Below are 26091 nucleotides of genomic sequence, written 5' to 3'. Positions count from 1 at the left end.
GCCGGGGCCACCAGTCCAGGACCCTGAACGGTCAAACAAGGTCATGGACCGATGCATATGACCGCTTTCCACGGCTTCCCGGCCTCAACACCGGATTCCACAGCTATCTCCTATCGGACCGGCCCCGCCACAGAACCACTACCGACCCGCGCTCCTAGGTAGATTGCCTTCTCGCTTGCGCCCGTGCTGAAGAGGTCGACATCCTGGCTCTTGTAGCAGGCGGCTATAAGCTTTTTGAGGCCGAGATATTCGAAGTTGTGCGAGAAGAAGTGGAAGAACTCGCTCTCACGGGGGTCATCACAGTTGAGGTAGACAACCTTGCCCTTGAAGTGCTTCCGGTAGTGCTTGATCTCGCGCTCGATATCCTCGCGCTGTGTGTAGAACTCGTCCTGTTTAGCTTCCATCGCAGAGCTGAGACTGGCTCGCTTCGACATACCGGGGGCACTCCTCGTCCGTACTGACCACGCACGGAGTGACCGGGCGCCGAGCTTAGCCTACAAGGGGCGAGACCGTCCTCTTGAACGCCGGCTCACCACGGATACTGGCGGCCATTTTGACTGGGACTTGCTCGATTCTCCCTCAAGCAGATGCATCCAAGTCGATGGCGGCCTTAGCTCGACCCAGAACTTCGTCGTAGGTAAGAATCGTGATGCCCGCAATGCTTCGTCGGAAGGACTCGTACGAACGGAAGCGGTACTCCTCGACGTCTCCAGTCGGTGAGAGGAACTCATCCAGACGGCCAGCGACGATATAGCCTCGGGGCGCGTAGGAGTAGAGAGTCTCGCTTAGGGCACCGGTGCTGTCCCGGATGTCCAACCTGGAGCGTGCAATGGTCTCGAGTGCCTTGTGTATCGTCTGCTGAACTTGTACGACAGCGCCCCCGAGTTCTCTTGAAGGTCCCCACGACTCAGCCCGGTAGGCAGCAGATTCGACGAGTCTTGTACTAGGCTTCTTGATCTCCGCGAATGCGATCGAGTTGATGACTCCAGCCGTTTTCAGCAGGGCATCAATGCGCTTTCCTGATCCAGTGACGTCGAACCCTGTGGTTGTTTGTTCGAGTTTGTGGGCGTCGACACTTGTGAATAGGTGAGCATCGATGGACAGGCCGATGAGCCATTTGTTCGCCTCAAAAAACTTCTGAAAATCACTCTCGGACGCGCTGTCATTAGATACCAGCGCTTCAAACGTCTCCACGGCCTCGCGTCTTTCATACAACTGGCGTAGCCGCGAAAGTTCAGGGTCATCGGAGATCAACTTCGTCGTCATTTCGGGGTTCTCCCGCAGTATCTCCAGCAACGATGCCTCGTTTCTGGTGACCTCAAACCGCGTCCTGTCGTCCAGATATTGAGTGTTGCCCGGAGTTGCATCCGGGTCGATGGCTTCCAAGTGTTTGAAGAAGCTCTGCAGCGCCGCTGCTTCCTCTCTGTTGAACTCCAAAACCCGCTGGAGAATCGTTGCACCGTTTGACGTCTTCAGTCGCTGGAACTCAACGGAGCGGATGTTTCCAGCCTCTCGCGTTATCATCGCTTCGATCTGGACACGGGGCTTTTGCACGAGGATTACAGACTCCTGGTTGTCTTTTGGGGGCTCTCGTAGTTCGCCGGTGTCTCCGCGGTACCCTGTGTCGTCAAAGACTTGTCTAGCACGATAGAAGGATTGACCGCTGTCTTGGGAGACTTCCAGGTTGAGCGTCGACGTTCGGGTTTTGTAAAGGATTCCGGGTTTACGAAGTTCAAAGTAACCCACTTCAGTAGGCTCGTCCGGAGCAAAGAAGGGAGTGAAAAAGGATGAAACTTCATCATTCTGCGTCATCTGCTGCCCCCAAAGCGGTTGTCGGTCTCATTCTAGGTTTCTAACTTGGCACGCCAGAGCATTTGAGGACCTTGTGCGTCGTCAGAGTGCCCGCGTTGGCGGCGGCATGTCGCAGCACCGCTTGTCGCCGGGCACTAAGTAGCTTTGACTTTTCGGCCTGGCTTCGGGAGTCCATCTCAGGTTCTCGAGATTGCTGCTGATGACGGGCATTACCGTCCCTTTAGGCTTGACTGTGGACTTGGCCGCTAGCCGGCGGCGTTAAGCCGATCGTGCCGCGCTTTCTGCTCCGCATTTCTGTTCGACGGCTAAGCATGAACATGCTAACGTCGCTCCACACGCGAAAGGGAGCATAAAAGATGAGGCACGAACCGACCAGCGGCTATGAAGACCCGAGCCTGAAGTATCGAGTCACATGGAGGTCCGTGGACGAGAGCGGGAAGACCTATGAAAAGGTCTTCACCAGCAGAGATCAGGGATGGGACTTCTACCAAGATATGCAGAAGTCACCGCACGCATATAGCGCCACCTGGGAACATATCCCCGCTTAGGGGATCGACCCCGCCTGTAGTGAGGGCAGCCGGCGGAGTAGTAGCCGTGCCTCACCTTAGGTGTGGCGGAGAGTCAGTTCGTGCCTCACCTTAGGTGTGGCGGAGAGTCAGTTCGTGCCTCACCTTAGGTGTGGCGGAGAGTCAGTTCGTGCCTCACCTTAGGTGTGGCGGAGAGTCAGTTCGTGCCTCACCAACTACATCTCGCATTCGGCGTGTCGCCCGCCACGTAATTCCCCAGGGCTTTCGTCACGTAATTCCTCAGTGCCTGGTGACATGGTAGTCCTTTTTTGCGGTGGCTGGTCCGGAGGTTATGCCCGTTTTTCGTTTGGTCCTCGCCTGCTGCCTTCGCACCGCTGAGGGTCAATTGTTGGGGCGGCTGCGGGCCCGGTAGGAGCCGGTCTGAATGGTGATCTGGTGGGCGTTGTTCACGAGCCGGTCCAGGAGGGACTCGGCGACGACCTGGTTCGGGAAGAGGGGGTACCACTCCTCGGGGGCGCGGTTGGTGGTGACGATGATGGAGCGGGCGGGGCGTTCGTTGACGATCTCGTAGAGGTCATCTCCTTGGGCGGGGGTGAACTCGCGCATTGCGAAGTCGTCCAGGATGAGCAGGTCGGGTTTGGTGTAGGCGCGCAGGCGCCGTGGCCAGCTCCCGTCGGCGTGGCCGCCGGCGAGATCGGCCAGGATCCGGGAGGTTGGGACGAACCGGACGGTGTGTCCTGCCCTGATGGCTTGGTGCCCGAACGCTGTGGCGATGTGGGTCTTGCCGGTGCCGACGGGTCCGCTGATGATCACGTGCTGGCCGGTGCGGACCCATTCGGTGTTGGCGAGATCGCGGATGCGGGCGGCGGGGATGCCGGGGTCCGCGGTGAAGTCGAAGTTCTCGATCCTTCCGTCGGATTCGAATTTCGCGGCCCGGGTGCGTCGCTCCAGTGCCGTGGAGTCGCGGCGGTTGATCTCGTCCAGGCACAGAGCCTGGAGGAAGTCGAGGAATCCGAGTTGACCGTCGGCGGCTTGGGCGAGACGGTTCTCGAGGGAGTCGAGCATCCCGGACAGGCGCAGGGCTCGGAGGGAAGCAGCGAGCTGGGTGCGGTCCGCGCCCGAAGGCCCCGGGCCGGTGCTGATCGTGGTGGTCATGATGATCTCCTTTGTTTTTCGGCCGGGTTCAGCTGGCGGTGAAGGCGCCGGGGCCGCGGAGGTAGGCCCCCGCGCCGTTGTCGCCGTTGGGTCGTACGGGCAGGACGGTGACTCCGGCGGCGAGCAGTCCCCTGACGGTCTTCAGGGTCGGGTCCCCGGCCGCTTCCGCGGCCGCGCAGGCGGTCTCCACCGCTTCGGGGAAGTGGGTGCCGGCGAGGCGGATGATGCCCTGCGCCGCGCGGATCCGGTGGACCGCCGGTTCCTCCAGCAGGCCTTGGACGAGTGCTGCGGCGGCGGGGCCGATCAGGGACGCGTGCTCGCGGCACCATGCCGCATCGCGGGTGAAGAACCCCGCCGCTGCCGGCGGGTAGTCGGACAGGTCGGTCTGGCGCCCCTTGGTGATCCTGGGGTGGACCTTCGTGATCGCCCCGTCGAGGTGGAACTCGACCATCGTGGCGCTGACCCGCACGTCCAGACGGGTCCCCACGAGCTGGTAGGGCACCGAGTAGAGCACACCCCGGACCGAAGCGTGGCAGTCCGACCCGACCGTGGCCGTGCGCCATTCCGCCGGTTCGAGCCTCCTTGCCGGCAGGGGAACCAGGGCCGGGCGCTCCACGGCGGCGAAGACCTCCCAGGATGTCTGCCCGGCCAGGGCACGCGGCCTGCGGGCGCCGGCGACCTCCCGGCACCACCGCGCAGCCTCAGCACGCATCTGGGCCAGCGAGGTGAAGGACCGTCCGGCCCAAAACGAGCCGCGCACGTACTGGACCATCCGCTCCACGTGCGGCTTGTCCTTGGGCCTGTAGCCTCGTGCGGGGTCAATCAAAGTCCCGTAGTGCACGGCCAGCTCGGCGTAGGCCCGGTTGATCCTCGGGTCGTAAAGGTCCGGGGTGATGACCCCGGTCTTGAGGTTGTCCGGGGTGAGCCGGCGCGGGACCCCGCCGAAGAGCTCGAACGCGGCAACGTGCGCGTTCGTCCATGCCATCTGGTCCATCCGGGTCGTGGGAAAGACGAAGACCTGCTTGGAGAACGGCAGCGTGAGCACGAACGCCCAGACCCTGTGGCCCTTGCCCGTGGCCGGGTCGCGCCAGTGCCCAAGCATGCCGTAATCGACCTCGCCGAGCTCTCCCGGCGCGGACGGCGGCTTGAGCACCGTCAGGGCCCGTCCCGCCCGCCCGGCATCGGGCAGGGTCGCGGCCAGCCACCGGTAAAACGAACGCTGGGAGGCTCTGACCCCGTGCTCGTCGACCAGGCGCTGGTGGACCACGGCCCCGGCGACCCCGGCGTCCAGCTGCTCCCTCACCCACTCGATCCGGGCGTCAAACTCCGGCCAGGTAATCTGTCGCAGCCTGCCGTCCACGACCGTCGGGAACCAGCCCGAGACCAGGTCCCGCCACTCCTCGGCAGCGAGCCCGAGACCCGGGACAAGGCCCTCGGCCTCGGCCGGGGCCAAGTACTTCTGCACGGTCTTTCGGTCCATGCCCAACGACACCGCAAGCTCGCTCTTCGAGCGGCCAGCGTCCCAATGCATGAACAGTTCGATCAGATCCATCGGTGCCACACTCCTACGCGCCAAACCACGAACCCCGCCTCCGGCCCGACCATCGGACCCGAGGCAAGACTCTCGGACAAGGCACCAGCGGTGCGTGACGTCGTCCCCATGGGAATTACGTGGCGAACCGCCGCTCAAGGTGGGGAATTACGTGGCGAAACCCACCTACGAGTGGGGAATTACGTGGCGGACGACATCGGCGCGAATACGGCGAATTCGCGCTGCACCGTGAAGAGCCAAGTGCCTGCATGTGGATCCCTATTCTTGGAACGTCGTCCCGAATTTCGCCCAGTGGCCGTTGCAGACGTGAAGTCCCTCTACGACATCTGAGTTCCCGTACCGGTATAAGAGCCAAACGTGAATGTCGGCCAGTGGCGGATTCAATCGCGCCGGCATGAGGTCGCGCAAATTCGACGGGGGCACATAGCGGCTGAATGCTCCTGTCAGATTCCCTGGCGGACCGAACGGGTACATGACCAGGTGCTTGTTCGGGTACCCCTTCAACTTCTTTGCCAGGGCTTGCACTCCGCCACGCTGTTCCTTGTCGACGATGTGCAGCGATTGCCGAATCAACTCCCATGGATCACCAAGTGAGGGTTTGTGCACGATAGACCACTCGATCTGATGAGGCTCAACGATCGAATGCTCACAGCGCTGAGCGCACAGCACCTTGACCCCGTCGTCGTAAGTCCGAAGGCCGAGGATCGGATCGGGATCGATGCCCGGGCGCAACTGCCATTCGTCGCTCGATGACCAGTGATACTTACATCCGGGCTTCGCCGTCCACCGCAGGACATCTGCCTCGATTCTGCGGCGCACGGCTTTGGTGGCGCCTCCCACGATTGTGTACGGCACCATCACCCATACGCAGTGGGGCAGTGTCGCATCCGGCATCGGGTCCAGGCTTCGTTGTGCCTCACGGACGGCATGCGGAGCGGTCGTGATCACTTCCGCCACGTGGTTCCCGTCCAGAGATAGAAGGTCGGGCATTCTCGGTTTGGAGCCGTCGTCGTGGTGTCGGAATTCCACTCCGAGCTCGCCTTCGAGCACGATTCTCGCGTGCTCTTCTTCCGCCCTAGCCATCCTCGGCTCTCTCATGTGAACTTCCGACGACCTCTCAACCAGGCTCACCCGGCGAGCGAGGCATTACCCGCCATGCTACCGAGCCGAGCGCAGCAGCCCGGTGAATGTGCCCTATTCACTACGGTCAAAAACGACCGTTTTTGCCCAGGTGATGAGAGCGTCCCAAACCATGTCGCTTGTGAACCGCAGCGGTAAATGTCGCAGTTTCCGCATCGGTTAGTGTCCGATGAGCAGCGCTTCTTGGGCGGCGTCGACGGCCTCGGGGGTGAGGTGCTGGCGGTTGTTGATCTCGAGGATGCGGTTGATTTGGGTGATGAGGCGGTCGGCGAGTCGGAAGTTGCCGTTGGTGGCGCGGACGATGGCGGCGATCGCCGCTGTGTGCGCCAGACCGTCGTCGTCGGGGTCGGGTGCTGGGAGTCGACTACCGCCTCCGGGAAACTCGTCTTCGGGATTTTCGCCGCCGTGGCCGAGTTTGAACGCGAACTGATCTTCGAGCGCACCCTCGCCGGCCTGGCCTCCGCCCGGGCCCGCGGCCGAAACGGCGGACGCCCCTACAAGATGACCCCCGCGAAACTCCGTCTCGCCATGGCCTCTATGGGCAAACCCGGAACCAAAGTCAGCGACCTATGTACAGAGCTCGGCATCACCCGCCAGACCCTCTACCGGCACGTCTCACCGACCGGGGAACTGAGACCCGACGGCGAAAAGCTCATTTCCAATAAGGCTCGGTGAAGTTACAGGGCCAGAAATGATTTCGGGCGCTAGCTGACCGTGAGGTCTGTGAGCTGCGTGAGGGCGCTGGCGCGGCAAGCAGGCTGGGCCCTCGTCTTCAGGGTGATGCGGCCCCTAGACTCTCTTCATGCGCAGGACGCCGGTAAGAGGCCCCGACACCGCTGAGGGGGAGCGCGTACTTATCCTGTCCGCGGGGGTGGGATCGGGGCACAACAGCGCCGCGGCGGCGGTGCAGCAGGCGTGCGCCGCGCGCTCCGACGTCGCCGGGGTGCAGGTGCTGGACGTGCTACAGGTGAGCAGCGTGCTCTACCGCGCACTGCTGGGCAAGGGTTACTTCGTCCTGGTCGAGGACTTGCCATGGCTGGTCGAGTGGGTCTACGACATCAGCGACCCTCCGTTCCGGCGCCGAGGCCCTATAGACCCGTGGACACGTGTGAACGCCCTTCCGGTCATCGGTGCGATTAAGCGATTCCGACCGACAGCGATCGTGTGCACGCACTTCCTGCCAGCCCAGCTGATGGCGTCACTGCTTCTTCGCGGCGTGATTGACGCGAGGACCGCTGTCGTCACGACCGACTATGACTTCCAGGGCCTGTGGCTTACGGGCGCGTTCCACGCGTTCTTCCTGGCCAGGGAGGAAGGGAGGGTGGAGCTGATGGCGCTCGGCCTGCCCCCGGACCGCGTCGCGGCCACGGGCATCCCGATCGCCACACAGCTGAAAGTCGCGCCCGTGCGCGATGCAAACGAGCCCCCGATGCTGCTGATCTCGGCGGGCGCGACCGGCGGCGACTATGCGGTCTCGGTCGTGCGGCAGACTCTGCACATGCGCTCGTCGTTCACGGCCATTGTCCTGTGCGGACGCAACGATGCGCTGCGGCAGCGTATCGAGCAGCTGGTGGCGCCCGCTGGCGACCGCTACCGCGTGCTTGGCTTCACGGCGGAGTTGCCGCAGCTGCTGCGCCGCGCCGACCTGTTTGTGGGCAAGCCGGGCGGGTTGTCGGCGTCGGAGTGCATGGCTGCCGGGTTGCCCATGGTGCTGGTGAATCCCATCCCGGGGCAGGAGGTTCGCAACGGCGACTACCTGATCGAGCAGGGGGCGGCGGTCCGCTGCAACACCGCCGCGACGATCGGCTGGAAGATCGACGAGGTGCTGCGCGAGCCGGGCCGCCTGCAGCGGATGCAGACGGCAGCCCGGAGAACCGGCCGCCCTGACGCCGCGGCGGACGTGCTGTCCGGACTGCTGGACGGGCCTTCCCGTCCGCTGGTCGTGACCCGCGGGGCGCAGAAGACAATCCTCGCCGCGAGCGAGCGGCACGTCGTCGCGACCGATCTGACGGGACCCTCCTCGCTGGTCCGCTTGATCGACTCGGCTGCGGGTAGCACGGTTGCGCTGCTGCGAGCCGAGGAGATGGAGGATCTGCAGAAAAGGTACGCGACTCCGAACGGGGGTCTGGTGCTGCGGCGCGGCCAAGCGCCCGTGTCGCTCAGGTGGGAGGCGCAGCGGTTGCTCCGCGCCATTCTGAGGGGGGACGGCGCGCTGCCCGTCCGCGTCGAGGGGCTCTCGGCACCCTTTCACATCCTTCCAGGGTGACCGGCGGGACGCGACAGATCACAGAACAGACCCCGGGAGCCGAGAACACCGAGCGCGGGCAACGCCGAAGCCACGCTGTTGGCCCACCTGCCCGGCCATCATCGGGCAGGTCCTGCGATTTCCGTTGGAGCCACCGTCGTTAGCTCCGGCGCGGACGTTTTGCGGTAGGAATTTCTCCGCTGCTGGTCAGATCTTCTGCCACCTCACGCAGTTTAATGTTGGAGCTGGAGCTGGCCTTGGTGAGGACCAGAAAGGCCTGCTGGGCGGTGATTTTATAGCGCTCCATGAGGATGCCTTCCGCCTGACCGATGATCTGGCGGGTGATCAGGGCCTCGTTGAGCTGGCTGATTTTCTGGGAGTCAGCGAAAGCCACGGCTGCGTGAGCGGCGACGAGCAGCCCGATCTGCTCGGACTCAAGGTCGAAGGCGTCCGGCCGGCGCCCGTACAGATTCAACGCACCCAGCCGGTCCCCCTCGACGAACAACTGGATCGAGAGCATGCTGCGCGCCCCCAGCTCAACCGCGCCCCGGCAAAACGCCGGCCAACGGGACTCGGTGCTCAGGTCCGGCACCCGCACAATCCGGTCATGGTAGGCCGCATCCAGGCACGGCCCCTGCCCGGAGGAACTCTGCAGGGCATCAACCCTGCGGGAAAGGTCTCCCGACGCGACCTGTGGACTGACTTTCTTCCGCCCGGTGACCAGGCTAGTGGACGCATCGGCCACCCCGGGGATCAGCTGGACAGCGGCCTGGACTATCCCGGAAAGGACAGCGTCAAGGTCATGTTCGTGCTGCAACTCCCTGGCCAGCTCCCCGAGCCGGGTGGCGAGTTCGCCGCTGACGCTCCCGTTCTTTTCCTGCGTCCCTGAGGGACCATCCATTTTTGACGCGTCGATGTTCATCGACTCACCCCCGGTTCTTTCGTTACCGCTGATCCTACGTGCGGCATCCGGCATTGGAGCCGTCGGGTGCCGGAGTTTGTACCGGGGCGTTCTCTGGTCTGTGTGCCGCTGTTGGGGGATACGGTCCTAAGTCCCTGTCGGGGTTCCTGTCCCCACGGTTAGTGTGAGGTGCGGCACATTGTGGCACTTTTCGGGCCGGTGTGCCCTCAGCCGGAAGACCGGGGGATAAGCATGCACAGAGACCCAGACCCAGACGCAGACCCGGACGGAGGCTCCGGCGCCGGCGCAGTGGAGACGCCGGAACGGGAGGGCCGCGACCTCCCCTCGGTGGATCCGGCGGCCGCGGCCGCGGGCACGGCCATCAGCTATGGGCGCCTGTGCGGATATGACCGTAAGATGTGGCCCCCGCTTTAGGGCCTTCGGCGTCCCTGAACGGTTGGGCGCTTCCCAGGGGCCTATGAAGGGTGGGTGATGGTTCGGAGCCCGTTGTGGCGGGGGAATTCCTTGGCGCTGGTCATGTGCCTGGCCGGCGGGGCGGCCCTGGCGTGAACGCCAGGGCCTGATCACGGCGCCGTTTCGTCCAATGCTCCAACGGCGGGTCGGTCCGGGGCCGGGGGAAGCAAGGGATTCGTGCGGAGGCTGGTCCAGGGGCGGCCGGCTGTCGGATCAGGGGTGAATGTGTCGGCGGGGAGTGTGGCGGAATGTTTGAACGGTTCACCGACGGGGCCCGGCACGTTGTTGTCCTGGCCCGGGACGAGTCGAGCATGATGAACCATAACTACATTGGCACGGAACATTTTCTCCTCGGACTCATCGCCGAAGGGCAAGGGATCGCAGCCCGCGCCCTGGTATCGATGGGCCTGACACTGGACGGTCTGCGGTGGCGGGTCGAAGATTCCATCGGCCGCGGCTCGCGGCCGCCCACGGGCCATGTCCCCTTCACCCCGCGGTCCAAGAAGGTCCTGGAACTCGCGGTCCGGGAGGCACTGGCCCTGAAGGACGAGCATGTCGGCGGTGAACACATCCTTCTTGGCCTGCTCAGCGAGGGCCAGGGCGTCGGGGCGCAGGTGCTTCTGACCCTTGGTATTGACCTGGCCGCGGTACGCCGCCAGGTCTTACGGATGATCCCGGAGCGCCCCGAGCGCCCGGAGAGCACCCATCTGCCGCATGCGTGGGTTCCTGCCGGCTCGGCGGTGCTGGATCCGTTCGGCCGGAATCTGACTCAGGCCGCGGCCGAGAACAGGCTGGACCCGGTGATCGGACGTGAATCGGAGATGGCACGGGTGATGCAGGTCCTTTCCCGGCGCACCAAGAACAACCCCGTGCTGATCGGTGAGCCCGGCGTGGGCAAGACCGCTGTGGTGGAGGGCCTTGCCCAGGCGATTGTGCGTGGGGAGGTCCCGGAGACCATCAAGGACAAGCAGCTGTACACCCTGGACCTGGGGTCCCTGGTGGCCGGTTCCCGCTACCGCGGTGACTTCGAGGAGCGCCTGAAGAAGGTCCTCAAGGAGATCCGCACCCGCGGGGACATCATCTTGTTCATCGACGAGATCCACACCCTGGTGGGTGCCGGCGCCGCCGAAGGCGCCATCGACGCGGCCTCGATCCTGAAGCCCATGCTGGCCCGCGGTGAGCTCCAGACCATTGGTGCCACCACGGTCGATGAGTACCGCAAGCACATCGAGAAGGACGCCGCGCTGGAGCGCCGTTTCCAGCCGATCCAGGTCAAGGAGCCCTCGGTCGCCCATACGATCGAGATCCTCAAGGGCCTGCGTGACCGCTACGAGGCGCACCACCGCGTCACCATCACCGACGGCGCCCTGGCCTCGGCCGCGGCACTCTCCGAGCGTTACATCTCGGACCGCTTCCTGCCGGATAAGGCGATCGACCTGATCGATGAAGCAGGTGCGCGCCTGCGCATCCGCCGGATGAGCCCACCGCCCGAACTCAAGGCGCTCGTTGAAAAGATTGCCGGCGTGAGGAGGGCCGAGGATGCCGCCATTGAAGCCGAGGACTATCAGAGAGCGGTGTTCCTTCGTCGGCAGGAGCAGGGCCTGGTTACAGAGCGTAAGGAGCGGGAGCGTTTGTGGAAGGCCGGTCGCCTGGGCGGGGGATCTGTGGTGGATGAGGATCTCATTGCCGAGGTGCTGGCAAACTCCACCGGCATTCCGGTCTTCAAGCTGACCGGGGAGGAGTCCTCGCGCCTGCTGAAGATGGAGGAGGAACTGCACAAGCGCGTGGTGGGCCAGGACGAAGCGGTTCGGTTGATTTCGCGTGCTATCCGCCGGACCCGTGCGGGGCTGAAGGATCCCAGGCGTCCGGGTGGCTCGTTCATCTTCGCCGGCCCCACCGGCGTGGGCAAGACCGAGCTCGCGAAGGCCCTTGCGGAGTTCCTGTTCGGCGAAGAGGATGCCCTCATCACACTGGACATGTCCGAGTACTCGGAGAAGCACACCGTCTCCCGGCTCTTCGGTGCCCCTCCGGGCTATGTCGGGTACGAGGAGGGCGGGCAGCTGACCGAGAAGGTCCGCCGTCGTCCGTTCTCCGTGGTCCTGTTCGACGAAGTGGAGAAGGCCCACGCGGACCTCTTCAACTCGCTCCTGCAGATCCTTGAGGACGGCCGCCTGACCGACTCCCAGGGCCGTGTGGTGGACTTCAAGAACACCGTGATCATCATGACCACGAACCTCGGCACCCGGGATATCTCCAAGAGCGTTGCCACCGGCTTCCAGTCCGGCACAGACGTCCAGACCGGCTACAACCGGATGCGGGCCCGCGTGACGGAGGAGCTCAAGCAGCACTTCCGCCCCGAGTTCCTGAACCGTGTTGATGACGTTGTGGTCTTCGCCCAGCTGACCCCGGACGAGATCATCGAGATCGTGGACCTCTTCCTCACCCGCCTGGAGAAGCGTCTGGCGGACAAGGACATGGGAATCGAGCTCACGCCGGCTGCCAAGGTCCTCCTGGCAACCCGCGGCTACGATCCGGCCATGGGTGCCCGGCCGTTGCGCCGCACCATCCAGCGCGAGATCGAGGACCAGCTCTCCGAGAAGATCCTCTACGGAGAACTGCACCCCGGGGAGATTGTGGTGGTGGACGTGGACGGCGAAGGCGAGACCGCCAAGTTCACCTTCACCGGCAACGCCAAGCCCCGCATCCCCGAGATCCTGGTGTTCGGGTCCTGAACGAGCCCGGCGCCGGCCGCTCCCCGGGAAAGGGTTCCCGGGCCCCGGCGCCTTCGGCTGCGCAGGCATCCGTGCAGTCGCCCCCGAGCCTTTTGTAGCGTGGCCGTTTCTATTGACTGGCGGGGGCCTTGAGCCAGGTCAGTGCCTCGTCGGCAGAGGTGAAAAACCTGGTGGGACACGGCGGCATCTGACGGCCGATAAAATAATTGACGATCACCCGGTCTACTGGTGATGCTCCGAGGAGCGCGATGCGGGCCGCGGGGCCGGGCAGGGCAAAGACGGTGCGGGCGCCGCGGCTCAGTGAGGACGTGCCTCCCATCTCCACGAGCAGCGGATACCGTCCCCCGCAGCATGTTTCGCTCACTGCGGCCGTTGCCGCCCGGGCATCGGCTTCGTCGATGCTCAGCCCCGGACACCAGCGCAGGTGTACGACATTATCCCCGCGCAGTTCAATGGTGCCCTTGCCGTCGCCGAATGAAGCAACGCTCATCTGGTCCCCCTCTGCTGGAAGCGCTCAGACCGTGCACTTCCAACCATAACCGCCAAGCGGCGGGATGGGGGCTGAACGCACTACGGCGACCGGGCGTCCGGACCGACCACCGACCCCTGGGCTCCTGGGCTCCAGGGCGCCCGGGCACGCGGGTGATGCGCCGGATTGACGGGCTCACGCGTCGAAGCGCGTGCTCAGGCCGTCCGCGCAGACCGAAGCGATGACCGATGCCGCGACGTCCCGGAGTTTCATTTCCCTGGCATTGGCGGCGCGTTTGAGGATAATGAATGCTGCGTCGCGGCTGCACCGGTTCTGTGCCATCACCGCGCCGAGCGCCATATCGATGGTCTTTCTGTGGGCCAAGGCGGCGTTCAGGTCCTCGCTGGTGTCCTTGAGCTGGGCGATGCGCAGTGCCAGCCGGAGGGCCTGTGCTGCCTGCGCGGCGAACAGTTCCGCGGTGTTGATGTCTTCATGGGAGAACGCATCAGGGTGTCTGGCTTCAATACATGACGACATTCGCCGGAACGTGGGCAGATGGGCCAATTGCGCAGCAGCCTGCTGCGCAATTGCCATGGGGCCACATCATGGTCCTCCTCGACAAAAGACTCGGTACAGCCTCCACCCAGGCCTACGCCGCCGCAGCGGTTGAGCACGGATGGTCCAGGAATGTGCTGCTGAATATGATCATGAACAAGGCGCTGGAGCGAACCGGGGCGGCGCAATCGAACTTTGCGCAGCAGCTTGCTGCGCAGGATTCAGAACTCGCACAGCAGGTCGCCAAAGATCCCTACAACTTCGAATTCCTCGGCCTCTCCGGGGACGTCGCCGAACGCGACCTCGAGAACGCCCTGACCAGCAGAATCACCGAAACCCTCCGGGAACCCGGCCCCGGATTCGCCTTCGTCGGCCGTCAGGTCCACTTCGAGGTCGACGGCGATGACTTCTATGTGGATCTTCTTTTCTTCCACATAGAGCAATCCCGGTATGTGGTTATCGAACTTAAGACGGGCAAGTTCCAGCCGGAGTACGCCGGCAAGCTCAACTTCTACATCGCGCTCGTCGACGACGTGCTCCGGCGCGGTCACCATAACGAAACCATCGGCATCCTCATCTGCGGCACCAAGAACGACCGCAGCGTCCGGTACAGCCTGGGACGCTCCACCTCACCCATGGCCGTCGCCGCCTACTCCCACGACGCCCTGCCCGACGAAGTCCGCAATGATCTACCCAATGCTGAGGCCGGCGCCGGACTGGACCGAACGCTCGGAGGGCTAACGGCCACGACGGCGCAAAGCCCGCATGGACTTTTGGGGCAGCGCCCGGGCGCGCGTTTCCACCCACCCGGCCGAAACTGGTCCAATTGACGGCTTCCGCTTCCAGTCCTGCCTGGTCATCCCGGCCGTGCCCTTGGGCTTGCCCGGCCGCACCTTGGCGGCGAGGTAGATAGCCTCACCCATGGCGAACAGGACGGACTAGTAGGAGCGGGGCAGGCCCAGGACCTTGGTGGCCACGAAGCTCTTGATGAGGTTGTTGTTGATGGGGGCGACCTGGAACATGCGGGTTTCGCGGAACTTGCGTTCGACGTCGTACTCGTCCACAAAGCCGTAACCGCCATGGGTATCGAGGCAGGCATTGGCGGCGGCCCAGCTGGCCTCGGAGGCCAAGTGCTTGGCCATGTTGGCTTCGGCGCCGCAGGGTTCGCCAGCGTCGAAGAGCCGGGCGCCCTCGTAACGCATCATGTCTGCTGCCCGGATCTTCATGTACGCATCGGTGATGGGGAACTGCACGCCCTGGTTGGTGCCGATCTTGCGGCCGTAGACCTCACGGCTGTTGGCGTACTCCACGCCCCGCTTAGTGAACCAGTAGCCGTCGCCGATCGCTTCGGAGGCCAGTAGGATGCGCTCGGCGTTCCAGCCGTCGATGACGTAGCGGAAGCCGTTGCCCACCTCGCCGATCACGGCCGATGCCGGGCGCGCATGCCGCGGTAGAAGACCTGGTTTGTGCATGGCGCGGACCTTGACCACCTCAAGCGACTCAGGCTGCTCGGCCCGGACCTGGCGCATGGGCTGCGGGCTTGCCCGGGTTGGCTAGGCGGGGGCCAGCGCCCGTACCGAGTTTCGTTCCACGGCGGGGCAGTGGATTTTTGCGGGTTCACTGCTCTGGGATTCATCAAGGCCGAGCAGCATCCTCACGCCGGCTGCGCCCAGTTCGTAGTGGGGGAGAGATACGGTGGAAAGCGGGGGCCGGAGGTGGGCGGCGATGACTTCCTGGTTGTCGAATCCCACCACGGCGATGTCGTCCGGGATGGAGAGGCCGTGGTCGCGTAGCCCGTCGTAGAGTCCCATCGCCATTCGGTCGTTGTAGCAGTACACGGCTGTAATGTCGCGTTTGAGGAGTTCCTCGGTCGCTCCGTATCCGCCTTCCTGGTCTGGGTAGGCTTCCAGGACCAGGCCCGCGTCGAAGGGGATGCCTTCTGCTTCCAGCGCTTCCTTGTAGCCCTGGAGGCGTCCATCCTTCGCCGGGGCGGGGATGGTGGCGTTGATAAAGGCGATCCGGCGGTGGCCGTGTTTCAGCAGGATTTCCGTGGCTGAGCGGCCGCCTTGTATTTCATCGGGGACGACAGCCCGGGCGCCTCGTTCCGTCGAGAAGCAGTTGACGAGGACGAAGTCCGACTCCCGAAGGGAGGCCGGTATGTCCGTGGCTCGGTGGAACCAGGTCGAGTAAAGGATTCCGCGGACTTTGTATTCGAGCATCATGGCAATCGCGTCGGTCTCAAGCTCGCGGTTGCCTTCGGTATTGGCGATCAGAAGGGCGTAGCCGTGCTTCCAGGCCTCATCCTGCGCGCCGTGGATGATCTGGCCTGCGAACGGGGTCGTGGCGATGGCGTCGGCGACGAGGCCGATGAATCGGGAACTGCCGCTGACAAGGGTTTGCGCCATGGCATTTGGCCGGTAGCCCAGATCCCGGATGGCATCCAGCACCCGTTTGCGGGTCTCGTCGGATATTCGGGCGGATTTTTTCTTGTTCACGACCAGAGAGACGGTGGCTGTGGAGACGCCCGCGGCCTCCGCGACTTGTCGGAGGGTGACGGGGTGGGCGCGCGTGGGCTGCTTCTGGGGTGCAGCAGCACCCGCTGGCGTGTCCGAATTATTCTCCATTGAAATCATGTGCCCTCCTTCAGGAGTATATCTGCCTGTTGTTGCTGTCATCCCTTGGTCGCACCGCTTTCCAGGCCTTGGATCATCGCCTTGTTGAGCACGAGGAAGACCAGCAGCAGCGGGGTGATGGTGATGCAGACGGCGGCGAACGTGGCCGTCCAGTCGGTCTTCCCCATGGCCCCGATATAGTTCTGCAGCCCCAGCGGGATCGTCTTGAGCCCCTCAGAGAGGACAAAGGTGTTGGCGAAGATGAAATCGTTCCAGATGAAGATGCTGTTGACCAGCACGACGGTTACGACGGTGTTAACCGACAGGGGCAGGGTGATGAGCCCGAAGGTGCGGTACGGGCCTGCGCCGTCCAGCGAGGCCGCCTCGTACGTTTCCCGGGGGATGTAGTCAAAGAATGAGGAGAAAAGGTAGATCGACATTGGAAGTGCGAAACCTGCCAGGGGAACGATCATCGACGGGTATGTGTCGAGCAGGTTCACTGTTGAGTAGTCGATGAACAGCGGGACAAGCGCGATCTGCACGGGCACGATGATGCCGACCAAAAACAGGCCGCGGACGACCTTGCTGAACCGGAAGCCGAGGACCTGGAGGGCGTAGGCGGCCATCATTCCCAGCAGCACAATTAACAGGTTGGCGCCCATCGTGACAATGAAACTGTTGAGGATGTTCATTCCGAGATTGCCGGTCTCGAACGCGCGGGCGTAGTTATCGAACGTGATCGCTTTGGGCAGTGCAAACGGGTCGCCCGTGACGAAGTCCTGCTCGGTGCGGAGACTGGTGATGAAAAGCCAGGCGAGCGGGTAGACCTGCACGATGACGATCAGCGCGATCAGCACCTTTGACAGAGCGCCGTGCAGACTTGGTTTGCGCTTGCGCCGCCTGCGCGGCGGAGGCGGACTGCCCGGCGAAGTGATGACGGGTCTGGTAATCGGAGCTGCTTGCGCGGTCATGCGTCCGCCTTTCGTTTGAGCATGAAGAGGATGAGCCCGACGGCGATCAGACACTCGACGACGATGAACACCGAGATGGTGCTGGCGTAGCCGAAGTCGGTGCTCGTGAAAGCTGTCTTGTACATATAGGTGGTCAGCAATTCCGAGGACTGTCCGGGGCCGCCGTTCGTCATTAGGTAGGGGATGTCGAATCCGCGCAGGCCGTAGGTTGTCGCCATGATCGTGGTGGTGATCCAGACGGGCCGGATGTGGGGGAAGCGGATCTTGGTGAACAGTTGCCACCGCGACGCGCCGTCGAGACGGGCGGCTTCCTCGAGTTCCTGTGGAACGGAGAGTAGCGCCGCGTAAATGATGAGCATGTACAGGCCGGTGAAGCGCCAGCCTTCCGGTACCGATACCGCGGCGAGGACGGTGTTCACATCGGAGAGCCATGCGTGTTCAGGGGCACCGAGGCCGATCCAATGCAGAACCTGGTTTAGCAGACCCACCGGGTCGATCGAGTAGATCCGCACGAAGAGGAAGGCAATGGCCACGGTCGAGATTACCGCCGGCAGCAGGTAGAGGGTTTTAATGAGTTCGCGGCCGCGGCGCAGCGAGGTGAGGAGGCTGGCGACGAGGAGCGCGCCGCCGAGCTGCAGGACCAGGCAGATGAACAGGTAGCCAAGTGCATTGAAGAAGGAGCGCCAGAAGACTTCGTCGCCGGTGAACATCCGGACGTAGTTGGCGAGGCCCACGAACTCCATGTCGCTGATGCCGTTCCAGGAGAAGAAGCTGAGGAACAGGGACTGGAGGATCGGGAACAGTACGGCGGCGCCGTAGAGCAGGAGGGGCGGGAGCAGGAATACCAGGACTGAGAGTCGCGACCTGTTGGGGAGCATGGCGGGGGCCTTTCGGGTGGGGGGGCGGAAGCCCCCACCGCTACGTGTTATTTGAAGAACTTCGGTGCATTCTGCGCGATGGTGCTGTCCATCGTGCTGGTGAACTGCTCGGACGTGATGTCGCCCTGGACGAGGAGCACGAGCTCCTGCTTGAGCCGGGAGTCAGTCGTCGGGTCCAGCTGGGTATCCCACGGCATGGCCTGCTGATCCCCGAGGTCGCTGGCCGTCCCTAGGGCTTTCGTGTACAGCGGAGTCGCATTCGCCGGAGTGGCAGTCTTCACATCGGTCGTCGGCGACAGCGCGCCGGTGGCAGCATACTCCGCAGGGTACTTCGTCAGGGCGAACTTGAGAAAGTCGCTGACGAGCGGATCGTAGGTCTTGGCGTTCACGGCCATGCCGATTCCGGACGGGGAAACGTATTCGTTGGCAGTGGTGACGGATCCCTCTGTTGTCGGCAGGGTCATGAAATCGATGTTGTCCCGGACTGTTGGGTCCAGCTTGTCCGTCGCCAGGCTTGGCAGTTCCCACGTGCCGATGTTGTACATGGCGGCCTTGCCGGAAGTGAACTGGTTTTGGGCGTCGGAGTAGCCCTGCGAGGAGAAGCCGTCTTGGAAGCACTTGGCTTTGCCGAGCGCGGCCATCCAGTCAACGGCCTTCTTTCCGGCAGGATCGGAGAACTTCGCGTCGCCCTTCTTCAGCTTCTGGAGGAAGTCGGGGCCCGCGGCCCTGAACGCCTGGTAGGCCACGTACCGTTCCAGCGGCCATTGGTCCTGCCCGTCGATGGCGATCGGGGTGATCCCGTCGCTGCGCAGGGCGGTGCACATCGCAGGAATGTCGTCCAGCGATTTCGGCACCGAGACGCCGGCCTGCTGGAGGAGGGCCTTGTTGTACCAGATGAACTCCAGTTCGAACTGGAACGGGATCATATACAGCGACCCGTCATCGAAGCGCTGGTAGTTCAGGGCGTTGGGGCGGTAATTGTCGTAGACGCCTAAGTCCTTGAGCAGCTTCTCCGCATCTACCATCTTGCCCTGCTTCGCCAACTGCTGGGCGAACGGCGTGGCATCGGTGTCGAACAGCTCGGGAAGCTTGTTCGCGGCAGCGAGTGTCTCGAGCTTCTGAACGTAGGAGGGCCGGTCGGGGGTGGTGATCAGGTTCAGCGAGAAGCCCGGGTGGTCCTTGGCATAGTCGTCCGCGATCTTCTTCATGATGTTGATCACAGCCCCGTCGGCCGGGCGGGAGAGCAGCCACGAAATTTCCCGCGGTTTGATCTCGCCGGTCGGGCTTACATTGGAGGGGCTGGCGGCCCCTCCGCCGCCGCAGGCGGCCAGGGACAGGGCGGTTATGGCTGCTACGGCCGCGGTGCGAAATAGATTCTTCATGGATCAATCTCCTTTGATTGGGGCGGAGGATGCGGTGGGTGGGTATTTAGTCGTCCGTGCGCTTACGTATCTCAAGTTCGGTGGCGGTGACGGATCCTTCGCCGGCGAAAACTCCGATCCTTCCGTCGGGCCGGTCATAGATGCGGGTGCTGAGGGCCACCTGCCGGTCCACGACGGCGACGCAGAGGTCCCCGTCCACGACGAGTTCAAGAGTGTGCTCCCCAGGTGACAGGTCGCAGGGGCGTTCCAGTTCGATCTCGAAAGGAACGTCCCCGGAGACGTGCCATTGCGCGTCGCCGGTGACTTCCCGCGGCCACCGGTCGAACACAAGACGGCCGCGTTTCGGTTCGAGTCTGATGACGTAGGACTGGTCCCCGTCGTCGCTTGAGCGCAGCAGCAGTCCGCACTCTGTGGTGTCAGGGTCGATCTGCAGAACTGCCCTGGCATAGAACTGCGGAGGCAGGACCTCACGGGAGATGATGGCCGCATACCCGTCCGGAGCGTACAGGGCGGCAGGAAGGCCGTGGTCAAACGTTACGGGGATCTCGTCCCAGAAGCTCTCGACCAGTTCGTCGGCGAAGGAGAACGCCAGGGTGCCATCGGGGTCCTGATGTGCTTCGAGGGCGGACATGGTGCCGGCCCACTGCCAGGCACCGTCGTCCCGGTTGCCCTCCTTGCTGGCGATCCAGCCGAAGAAGAACCGGCGGCCGTCCCGCTCGGCCGTCTTCGAGGCGTAGAAGGCGCGGCCGTCGATGCTGTCCCGCTCGGGGACCGTCCACGGCCCGTCGGGGCTCTTGGCCATCCGGTATCGGGTCGTGAAGGACTCCGAGAATTCGGAGTAGACCATGTACCACCAGTCACCCCAGGCAAAGACGTCCGGGCATTCATGGGTGATATAGCGGCGCGGATCCCAGAACGGCTCGGTGTGCTGCCAGGTCATCAGGTCACTGGACACGCACTGGGCTATGACGCCGCGACGGCGTTCCGGTCCGTCGGAGCGCCGTGCCGCCAGCAGCATCCGCCACTGGCCTGCGGCCTCGTCCCGGAAGATGAAAGGGTCCCGCCAGTCCCCGGACTCGTAGCCGGCCGGGGCGCCGAAGGTCAGTTCCGGGTGCTTCACCCAGGTCCGCATGCCATCGGTGCTCGTGGCCTGCATCACGAGCTGCAGGGGCGCACCGTCCGGTCCGAGGTTTCGCGGGTTTTGGCCCGTGTAGAACAGGCGATGGATACCGGTTTCATCGACAACGACGCTACCCGTGTAGGCGTTGAAGTCCAGGTCGGTTTCACTTCCGTGCTGGAGGGCAACGCCCTGGTCCTCAAACTGCGTGAGGTCTTTAGTGGTGACCAGGTTCCACGAGGTTCCCGGCTTCGGGTCGGTGCGGACCTCGTGGAGGTAGAAGAGCCAGAACTCCCCGTCCTTCTCGAAGGGGATCAGGTCTCCGACCCACCCGTCAGGGGGCTGGAAGAATACTGGGCGAGTCATCGGCGGTGATGTCCTGTCTGCTAAAACGCTTGATCACCTAAAGATACCCACGCTTGAGTGCTTGATCAAGCGTTTTAGCAAAATAGTTGCATTCTTGTTGACTTGAGCTCTACACGGAAGGAATCAACGCTTCCTTCCCTGGATCCGGCCCGCCAACCGCCCCCTCATCAATCACGGCAGCCACGGCTACCTCCTAATGCTCTGGAGTTACAGTCGCCGACCCGCTCCGAGGAGGAGTCACTGGCGGCCTTTCCTGTGCAACACCGCACATCGCGGGGCAGCAGGTCCTAGTGTCGGACACCGTCGGTGCCGGCGACTCCTACATGGCCGGCCTGATTTACGGCCTCTTGGCCCCCGGTGCGGAGGGCCGGGGCGTGACGTCCTTGGAAAGCCTCGGTCCCACGGCGTCGAAGGCTGCGGCTATCGCCGTCCGTGGGCCGGGCGTGGCCGCCCACGGCCGGGGGAACTGACGGCCTCCCGGCCGGTGCCGAGGACCTGGTTCCTGCGAGGACCGGTCAGTTCGTCGGGGCTAACCGCCTGTAGCTGAAGGACTTGAGCGTCAGGGCACCCCCGGCGGTGACGGCTTTGATGCTCGGCGTCCCCCCGATGGGGAAAACGAGTGACGTCATGGTCTTTTCCCCGCCGTTGATGAAAACCTCTACCGAGCAATAGTCGACGAAGATTGTTAGCTCGACTTTCCCGTCCCGCGCTGGGCTGGCTGTGCTTCGCGATGCCCGGTAGCCCGCACTGAGCTCGGCCTTGCCGATGGCGGCAGCATCAGCATCGCGGGAGATGAATGCCGATTCATTCGCAAAGTCATATGCGACCGTCGCGAAAGTTCCCCTGTCGCTCCCGAGTTCGATCCTCGCTTCGGACCCGTCGTCTCCGGCCCTCCGCTCAAGGGCCACATCGAGCCGGTAGGCCCCGCCCTCGGGAACCGGTAGCTGTCCTGAGCCATCCTGTGTCATTCGACGCTCCCCAGTCGTTGCCGCCGGGCCTTCAATAGACTTCATGGCAGTCGTCGGGTTCGACACAAGGGTTGGCCTGCCCGCGACTGTTTCGAGCCTGATGTCGCGCACAATGGAATCGGCGCCGCCGTGCCAGTCCTCGGTGGGCAGCTGCCGGGCGTACGTCCAGTTGTTCATCCACCCGATGGCGTGCCGGGAGTACATCCGCTGGCTTTCGGTGAGCCTCGGATCATCCCACGTCACGGCGGCGTAGAAGTCGGAGCCGGCATCGAGCCACTGATGCGCCACCTCCGAAGCTGTGAAGCGGGTTCCGTCCCACGCGCCAGTCCAGTAGGCAACGCCAGTGGTGAATCCCTCTTCGCTCCCGTTGGCGCTGGCGGCCAGGACCCATGTCCGTTTGGACGGATCACCGTCGAGATCCAGCTGAAAGAAATCCGGGCATTCGAGGGTACCCAGACCGGCGCGTTCGACGCCCGAAGCGTAGTGCCAGTCCTTCAGGTCCGGCGAGGTATACATGCCGATCTTGTTGCCTTCAGCGAGGGCCATCACCCATTGGCCGTGGGCTTCATCGCGGATGATCTTAGGATCCCGCCAGTTCGGGTTGCCGGTGTTGTCCATGACCGGGTTCTGCCCATACGCGGTGAAGGAGTAGCCCTTGTCGGTGGAATAGAACAGGGATTGCCGCTGGATGCCCTGGCCCTGTTGCGTCATGACCGCGATGACGGCTCCCTTGCCGAAACCGGCCGAGTTGTCTTGGTCCACCACGGCGCTTCCCGTCTCGATATCGCCCAGCCCGTTTTTGTACTTGGCGATCGCCACCCCCTCGTCCTTCCAGTGCACCAGGTCTGTGCTTGTCAGGTGGTACCACTCGGTGCCGTTCTCCTTCGGATACCCGGCATTGTAGAGGTAGTAGTAGTGCCACACCCCGTCCAGCAGGATCGGACGCTGCGGATCATTCATCCAGTTTTTCCCGGGCGTGATGTGGTAGCTCGGCCGGAACTCGGACGCCCCCTGGGGCCGGCCGAAAGCTGAAACCGCGGGTGCCGGCGTATGCCGTGGAACGCCCAGATCCGCGAGCATGGACTGGACTGCTTCGGAAGTCATGCACTCCGGGCGGGCGACCTCGCCTGATCCTGCATGGACCACCCGGTCCTCCAGGCTTGACCTCACCTCGACGTCATCTCCGATCCGTGCGGCTGCCACCCACCCGTTGGGGCATTCGATACTCCGTAGGTCGGCCACGCCGTCGGTCCGGATCGGATGCGTAAGCTTCTCAAGAGTGCGGTCGCCACCGCTGAGCCAATAGGAGCCGTAGCGCCCCTGGGATTCCTTGGCTTCGGCCTGAGCGTCGGCGATGCCCAGGAGCGCCTGCTCGGCCTGGCCTTCGGCAGCGGGACGGGATCCCGCCGGCAGGACCAGCGCTACCGCGACCAGCACGACGGCGGCCGCTGCTGCCACCACAATCCAGATCGTTCGGTGGCTCAGCATTCCGGGAGAGGACCTCTCTGCGACATGTTTGCGGATCATCCTGGCAAAAGAAACTGTAGGCCTTGCCCAAAATGGCGGCTGCCGGTGTCGAAAGGGCTTCAATACTTCAGCGCCAGCGGGCGTACAAGGTTTTTCACAATCCAACATTCCTGGTTCTGGTGGTGCCGCGAAGCCGCTCCGACCCCGCGCGGCATTGATATGCCGGCCCGGAGAAGCGCTAGTCTTCTGTCCCCGACATGCGGGTCCAGCCCGGATCGCCGGGCGCTTTCCAGAGCTGGGAAGCCAGCCTGCATCATCTGTGGCCCGTACATACGGAGGACGGAGGCGCCCGGAATTCCGGGCGCCTCCTCCCTGTCATTGCCTAATTACTGCACTACTTATAGAGGCCGGCTCCGCCGACCTTGACGTTGGTGGGCAGGTACCCGAACGGGCCCAGACCGTTCTGGCCGAAGGTGCGGTCAACCGCCGAAACTCCATTGCGGAAGTTGATTTTCACGGTGGGTGAGAGTGAACCGCCGCGGACACCGTTCACATTGTCGATGAAGGACTGCACCAGGCCGCCGGGCTGCACGTAGTGCGAGTAGGCCTGGAACTGGCGGCCGTTCTGGTTCGGGGTAGGTGCCTCCGGGGATTCTTTTGGCAGGTTCAGGTCCGTCGGCGAGGCAAGGGCCAGGCCGCTGTTGTTCATCGGCTGGTAGTCGGAACGGATGCCGTCGCCCACAAAGCCGTAGACGCCGTCCGGGCCGCGCATTCCGGCCGCGTAGGTGAACTGGTGGCTGATGGTGAACAGGTAGTACTTGTTCTTGCCGTTCTCGTTCTGGATGAAGATCTGCGGGCGCTCAGTCTGGTCGTTCACGCAGTTGGCGGACAAGACGGGCGGCAGGAAGTGCCATTTGGTCAGGTCCTTGTTGTCCGCGACGGCCAGGCCAACGTTAGCGGTCTGGTAGGAGGCGCCGCTGCTGTTGACCTCGTTGAGCTTCTCGGCATTGGGATCGCCGGGCTGGTAGCCAAGGTCATCGTCCTTACACTTGTAGTCGCCCCGCTTGCCGCCGGTGTTGCCTTCGAAGACCATGAAAGTCTTGCCGGGCTGCGCCGGGTCTGCGAACGTGTACGGGTCCCGGAAGGCGAAACCCGGGTTCTGGGCCTTGTTCTGGTACATGACGCCGTCCGGCTCAAGGAGCTTGGTGTGCTCGAAGCCGTCGAAGCTTACGCCGTTCTGGTCGGCGTGGATGTTGCCCAGCGCCTTGGCGATGGCTGCGTCCGGGGCGATGCCGCCGCCGCCGGCGTTCCGTTCGGCCACATCGTAGAACGTGGTGGCGGTGTAGAACACGTTGACGTGGTCGCCCTGCATGAGCCGGGTGGAGCCGGACCATTCGGTGTTGCCGATGGAGGTGTTGGGCAGGAACAAGTGCCCACCGTAATTCCACTTGTCCTTGGCCGGGTCGGCGTTGGTCTTGCGGAAGAAATAACCGATCCGGGCGTTCCAGTGGCGCTGGTCGAAGCCGTAGCCGGCGTGGCGATCGGCAACGAGGGAGAAGATGACGTCCCAGCCCTTGTAGCTGATCTGGTTGGCATTCTCGTCGGTCAGGGACCAGGTGTCCCAGACCCAGACGTCGTCGTTCATTTTCGGGAAATCCTCGGGGATCTCCGGCATTGTGACATCCGGGCTCATGGAGTTCTGACCGGGAGCCACGTTTGTGTTGCTTTGGGCCATGATCTGCTTGGCGTCGGCGCGCGTCCATTTGGAGGTGAAGGCCGCGGCCGGATCGAACGGCTGCTGGGTGTGCTTCGTGGGCAGGGGGAAGCCGGGCGTTGGGGCCGGCATCTGCTGGGACGGCGGCGGATCCGAGGGCGCGTTTGCCTGTGCCGACGGGACGGAAAGGAAGGCGGAGGCCACTATGGCCGTCGCCAGTGCTGCGGCGACAGAACGCCACCGCAACATCCGGGGTGTAAAGGGGTGCTCGTGCATTTTTCTTGCTCTTCTCGCGGAGTTGAGACTGTTCGTGGAAGACGGGCGTGTGCCCTCGTTCCCCGACGCTCCGACAGCCCCGGCGACACCGCAGGCGTCATCGAGGGCGCCGTTGCATCGAGGGGACGGGGCCTGGGTAGGGTCCCGTCCGGTGGCCCGGGAGCGTATTGATGCGCGGGACGTTCAACACCGTAGACAGCGCGGGCGAAGATTCAAAAACACATTTCAGACACCAAGGAGGCTTCGAACTAAGGTTGTGTAAGCGCTTGCATACTCTCCGCGCGCGTGCCATGCTCCCAGCGCTGAGTCAAATGTTTCACAATAAATATGATTTAATTTCCACGTGGCAGGCTGTTTTCCTGTTTGTTGCTCCGTAGTCGCCACTTGTCCAGCCCAAGACGGCGGTACGGGATCATCGCTGAGCCTAGGAGCCTAGGAGCCTAGGAGCCTAGGAGCCTAGGAGCCTAGGAGCCTAGGAGCCCAGGAGGGCAGCGTTGGGCGGGGCTTGTTTGTGACGGTTGGTTGGGAATGGCTCGGAAGAACTCATAGTCACCTTGGTTCTTTCGATGGCTCAGGTGCTGGGTGTACAGCCGAGCGTTATAGCTGTCTCTGCGACTAGTTCCGCCCGAGGCTGCCCCGGCGTGGCCGCTCTCTGCCTGATGTCCGCAGGGGCCCGGGAAATCGCAGCAGCATCCGCGGACCGAGTCCGGGCGATCAACAGCCAGCAGGCCCAGCTGCTCGAAGTACTTCCCGGCCCTGGAACGGGCCTTTGACTACA

The 26091-nt window shown here is 63.6% G+C and carries 22 protein-coding genes; 6 read left to right on the top strand and 16 right to left on the bottom strand.

Annotation, left to right across the window (positions count from 1 at the left end; all coding sequences use genetic code 11):
- Positions 1-110: 110 nt before the first annotated feature.
- The 5 genes from ACP4XC_RS14440 to ACP4XC_RS14420 form a co-directional block, all read right to left on the bottom strand.
- Entirely contained in the window at positions 111-434 is a 324-nt protein-coding gene (locus ACP4XC_RS14440; protein WP_427170805.1) for an adenine-specific methyltransferase EcoRI family protein, read from the bottom strand.
- A 145-nt stretch (positions 435-579) separates the two neighbouring features.
- Positions 580-1812: a Shedu immune nuclease family protein gene (locus ACP4XC_RS14435; RefSeq protein ID WP_427170803.1), complete on the bottom strand. Its 1233-nt coding sequence runs from the start codon at positions 1810-1812 to the stop codon at positions 580-582.
- Positions 1813-2720: 908 nt separating this feature from the next.
- Positions 2721-3494 carry an IS21-like element helper ATPase IstB gene (istB, locus tag ACP4XC_RS14430; protein WP_427170801.1) on the bottom strand — a complete coding sequence of 258 codons (774 nt, stop codon included), beginning with the start codon at positions 3492-3494 and terminating at the stop codon, positions 2721-2723.
- A 28-nt stretch (positions 3495-3522) separates the two neighbouring features.
- Positions 3523-5046, bottom strand: coding sequence for an IS21 family transposase (istA, locus tag ACP4XC_RS14425; protein WP_427170799.1), 1524 nt, complete (start codon positions 5044-5046; stop codon positions 3523-3525).
- A 258-nt stretch (positions 5047-5304) separates the two neighbouring features.
- Entirely contained in the window at positions 5305-6096 is a 792-nt protein-coding gene (locus ACP4XC_RS14420) for a hypothetical protein (RefSeq protein ID WP_427170797.1), read from the bottom strand.
- 252 nt (positions 6097-6348) lie between these two features.
- Between ACP4XC_RS14420 and ACP4XC_RS14415 the strand changes: the two genes are divergently transcribed.
- Together ACP4XC_RS14415 and ACP4XC_RS14410 are read left to right on the top strand one after the other, a co-directional pair.
- Positions 6349-6861 (top strand): recombinase family protein, encoded by a 513-nt coding sequence (locus ACP4XC_RS14415; RefSeq protein WP_427170795.1) that lies wholly within the window; start codon positions 6349-6351, stop codon positions 6859-6861.
- A gap of 127 nt (positions 6862-6988) precedes the next feature.
- Positions 6989-8452: an MGDG synthase family glycosyltransferase gene (locus tag ACP4XC_RS14410; protein ID WP_427170793.1), complete on the top strand. Its 1464-nt coding sequence runs from the start codon at positions 6989-6991 to the stop codon at positions 8450-8452.
- 139 nt (positions 8453-8591) lie between these two features.
- Here ACP4XC_RS14410 and ACP4XC_RS14405 read toward each other — a convergent pair whose 3' ends face one another.
- Complete coding sequence (locus ACP4XC_RS14405; protein ID WP_427170790.1) at positions 8592-9353, bottom strand: GAF and ANTAR domain-containing protein; 762 nt, start codon at positions 9351-9353, stop codon at positions 8592-8594.
- A gap of 231 nt (positions 9354-9584) precedes the next feature.
- Between ACP4XC_RS14405 and ACP4XC_RS14400 the strand changes: the two genes are divergently transcribed.
- Entirely contained in the window at positions 9585-9767 is a 183-nt protein-coding gene (locus tag ACP4XC_RS14400; RefSeq protein WP_427170788.1) for a hypothetical protein, read from the top strand.
- Positions 9768-10054: 287 nt separating this feature from the next.
- On the top strand, positions 10055-12538 hold the full coding sequence (locus ACP4XC_RS14395) for an ATP-dependent Clp protease ATP-binding subunit (protein WP_427170786.1): 2484 nt from the start codon (positions 10055-10057) through the stop codon (positions 12536-12538).
- Between the two features lie 109 nt (positions 12539-12647).
- On the opposite strand, the gene ACP4XC_RS14390 is transcribed toward ACP4XC_RS14395, so the two are convergent.
- Together ACP4XC_RS14390 and ACP4XC_RS14385 are read right to left on the bottom strand one after the other, a co-directional pair.
- Complete coding sequence (locus ACP4XC_RS14390; RefSeq protein ID WP_427170784.1) at positions 12648-13028, bottom strand: STAS/SEC14 domain-containing protein; 381 nt, start codon at positions 13026-13028, stop codon at positions 12648-12650.
- 174 nt (positions 13029-13202) lie between these two features.
- Entirely contained in the window at positions 13203-13601 is a 399-nt protein-coding gene (locus ACP4XC_RS14385; RefSeq protein ID WP_427170782.1) for an ANTAR domain-containing protein, read from the bottom strand.
- Here ACP4XC_RS14385 and ACP4XC_RS14380 point away from each other — a divergent pair.
- Positions 13535-14392: a PDDEXK nuclease domain-containing protein gene (locus ACP4XC_RS14380; protein ID WP_427170780.1), complete on the top strand. Its 858-nt coding sequence runs from the start codon at positions 13535-13537 to the stop codon at positions 14390-14392. The two genes, ACP4XC_RS14385 and ACP4XC_RS14380, sit on opposite strands and share 67 nt — an antisense overlap.
- Before the next feature lie 108 nt (positions 14393-14500).
- On the opposite strand, the gene ACP4XC_RS14375 is transcribed toward ACP4XC_RS14380, so the two are convergent.
- The 6 genes from ACP4XC_RS14375 to ACP4XC_RS14350 are packed head-to-tail and all read right to left on the bottom strand — an operon-like array spanning position 14501 to position 20888.
- Positions 14501-15091 carry an acyl-CoA dehydrogenase family protein gene (locus ACP4XC_RS14375; protein WP_427170778.1) on the bottom strand — a complete coding sequence of 197 codons (591 nt, stop codon included), beginning with the start codon at positions 15089-15091 and terminating at the stop codon, positions 14501-14503.
- A 24-nt stretch (positions 15092-15115) separates the two neighbouring features.
- Complete coding sequence (locus ACP4XC_RS14370; protein WP_427170776.1) at positions 15116-16195, bottom strand: LacI family DNA-binding transcriptional regulator; 1080 nt, start codon at positions 16193-16195, stop codon at positions 15116-15118.
- Between the two features lie 38 nt (positions 16196-16233).
- Positions 16234-17145: a carbohydrate ABC transporter permease gene (locus ACP4XC_RS14365; RefSeq protein ID WP_427170774.1), complete on the bottom strand. Its 912-nt coding sequence runs from the start codon at positions 17143-17145 to the stop codon at positions 16234-16236.
- Positions 17142-18023: a carbohydrate ABC transporter permease gene (locus tag ACP4XC_RS14360; protein ID WP_427170771.1), complete on the bottom strand. Its 882-nt coding sequence runs from the start codon at positions 18021-18023 to the stop codon at positions 17142-17144. The genes ACP4XC_RS14365 and ACP4XC_RS14360 overlap by 4 nt, the downstream gene beginning before the upstream one ends.
- 47 nt (positions 18024-18070) lie before the next feature.
- Positions 18071-19405: an ABC transporter substrate-binding protein gene (locus tag ACP4XC_RS14355; RefSeq protein WP_427170769.1), complete on the bottom strand. Its 1335-nt coding sequence runs from the start codon at positions 19403-19405 to the stop codon at positions 18071-18073.
- A gap of 46 nt (positions 19406-19451) precedes the next feature.
- A complete protein-coding gene (locus ACP4XC_RS14350; protein ID WP_427170767.1) occupies positions 19452-20888 on the bottom strand; it encodes a GH32 C-terminal domain-containing protein in 1437 nt (478 codons plus the stop codon).
- Positions 20889-21157: 269 nt separating this feature from the next.
- Between ACP4XC_RS14350 and ACP4XC_RS14345 the strand changes: the two genes are divergently transcribed.
- Positions 21158-21358 (top strand): PfkB family carbohydrate kinase, encoded by a 201-nt coding sequence (locus tag ACP4XC_RS14345; protein WP_427175115.1) that lies wholly within the window; start codon positions 21158-21160, stop codon positions 21356-21358.
- A 45-nt stretch (positions 21359-21403) separates the two neighbouring features.
- Here ACP4XC_RS14345 and ACP4XC_RS14340 read toward each other — a convergent pair whose 3' ends face one another.
- The gene (locus ACP4XC_RS14340) at positions 21404-23344 is read right to left on the bottom strand and encodes a glycoside hydrolase family 32 protein (RefSeq protein ID WP_427170765.1); all 1941 of its coding nucleotides are present in this window, start codon (positions 23342-23344) and stop codon (positions 21404-21406) included.
- Between the two features lie 373 nt (positions 23345-23717).
- Positions 23718-25313: a glycoside hydrolase family 68 protein gene (locus tag ACP4XC_RS14335; protein ID WP_427170763.1), complete on the bottom strand. Its 1596-nt coding sequence runs from the start codon at positions 25311-25313 to the stop codon at positions 23718-23720.
- Between the last annotated feature and the right edge of the window lie 778 nt (positions 25314-26091).

The organism is Arthrobacter sp. 92 (assembly GCF_050260325.1).
Classification (GTDB): domain Bacteria; phylum Actinomycetota; class Actinomycetes; order Actinomycetales; family Micrococcaceae; genus Arthrobacter.
This window is presented reverse-complemented; position numbering and strand designations above follow the sequence as displayed.

What these genes read in the sequence shown, in the direction of transcription:
- ACP4XC_RS14440 (WP_427170805.1), bottom strand. Translation starts at nt 434, where the DNA reads ATGTCGAAGCGAGCCAGTCTCAGCTCTGCGATGGAAGCTAAACAGGAC.
- ACP4XC_RS14435 (WP_427170803.1), bottom strand. Translation starts at nt 1,812, where the DNA reads ATGACGCAGAATGATGAAGTTTCATCCTTTTTCACTCCCTTCTTTGCT.
- istB (WP_427170801.1), bottom strand. Translation starts at nt 3,494, where the DNA reads ATGACCACCACGATCAGCACCGGCCCGGGGCCTTCGGGCGCGGACCGC.
- istA (WP_427170799.1), bottom strand. Translation starts at nt 5,046, where the DNA reads ATGGATCTGATCGAACTGTTCATGCATTGGGACGCTGGCCGCTCGAAG.
- ACP4XC_RS14410 (WP_427170793.1), top strand. Translation starts at nt 6,989, where the DNA reads ATGCGCAGGACGCCGGTAAGAGGCCCCGACACCGCTGAGGGGGAGCGC.
- ACP4XC_RS14405 (WP_427170790.1), bottom strand. Translation starts at nt 9,353, where the DNA reads ATGAACATCGACGCGTCAAAAATGGATGGTCCCTCAGGGACGCAGGAA.
- ACP4XC_RS14400 (WP_427170788.1), top strand. Translation starts at nt 9,585, where the DNA reads ATGCACAGAGACCCAGACCCAGACGCAGACCCGGACGGAGGCTCCGGC.
- ACP4XC_RS14395 (WP_427170786.1), top strand. Translation starts at nt 10,055, where the DNA reads ATGTTTGAACGGTTCACCGACGGGGCCCGGCACGTTGTTGTCCTGGCC.
- ACP4XC_RS14390 (WP_427170784.1), bottom strand. Translation starts at nt 13,028, where the DNA reads ATGAGCGTTGCTTCATTCGGCGACGGCAAGGGCACCATTGAACTGCGC.
- ACP4XC_RS14380 (WP_427170780.1), top strand. Translation starts at nt 13,535, where the DNA reads ATGACGACATTCGCCGGAACGTGGGCAGATGGGCCAATTGCGCAGCAG.
- ACP4XC_RS14385 (WP_427170782.1), bottom strand. Translation starts at nt 13,601, where the DNA reads ATGGCAATTGCGCAGCAGGCTGCTGCGCAATTGGCCCATCTGCCCACG.
- ACP4XC_RS14375 (WP_427170778.1), bottom strand. Translation starts at nt 15,091, where the DNA reads ATGCGCCAGGTCCGGGCCGAGCAGCCTGAGTCGCTTGAGGTGGTCAAG.
- ACP4XC_RS14370 (WP_427170776.1), bottom strand. Translation starts at nt 16,195, where the DNA reads ATGATTTCAATGGAGAATAATTCGGACACGCCAGCGGGTGCTGCTGCA.
- ACP4XC_RS14365 (WP_427170774.1), bottom strand. Translation starts at nt 17,145, where the DNA reads ATGACCGCGCAAGCAGCTCCGATTACCAGACCCGTCATCACTTCGCCG.
- ACP4XC_RS14360 (WP_427170771.1), bottom strand. Translation starts at nt 18,023, where the DNA reads ATGCTCCCCAACAGGTCGCGACTCTCAGTCCTGGTATTCCTGCTCCCG.
- ACP4XC_RS14355 (WP_427170769.1), bottom strand. Translation starts at nt 19,405, where the DNA reads ATGAAGAATCTATTTCGCACCGCGGCCGTAGCAGCCATAACCGCCCTG.
- ACP4XC_RS14350 (WP_427170767.1), bottom strand. Translation starts at nt 20,888, where the DNA reads ATGACTCGCCCAGTATTCTTCCAGCCCCCTGACGGGTGGGTCGGAGAC.
- ACP4XC_RS14340 (WP_427170765.1), bottom strand. Translation starts at nt 23,344, where the DNA reads ATGCTGAGCCACCGAACGATCTGGATTGTGGTGGCAGCAGCGGCCGCC.
- ACP4XC_RS14335 (WP_427170763.1), bottom strand. Translation starts at nt 25,313, where the DNA reads ATGCACGAGCACCCCTTTACACCCCGGATGTTGCGGTGGCGTTCTGTC.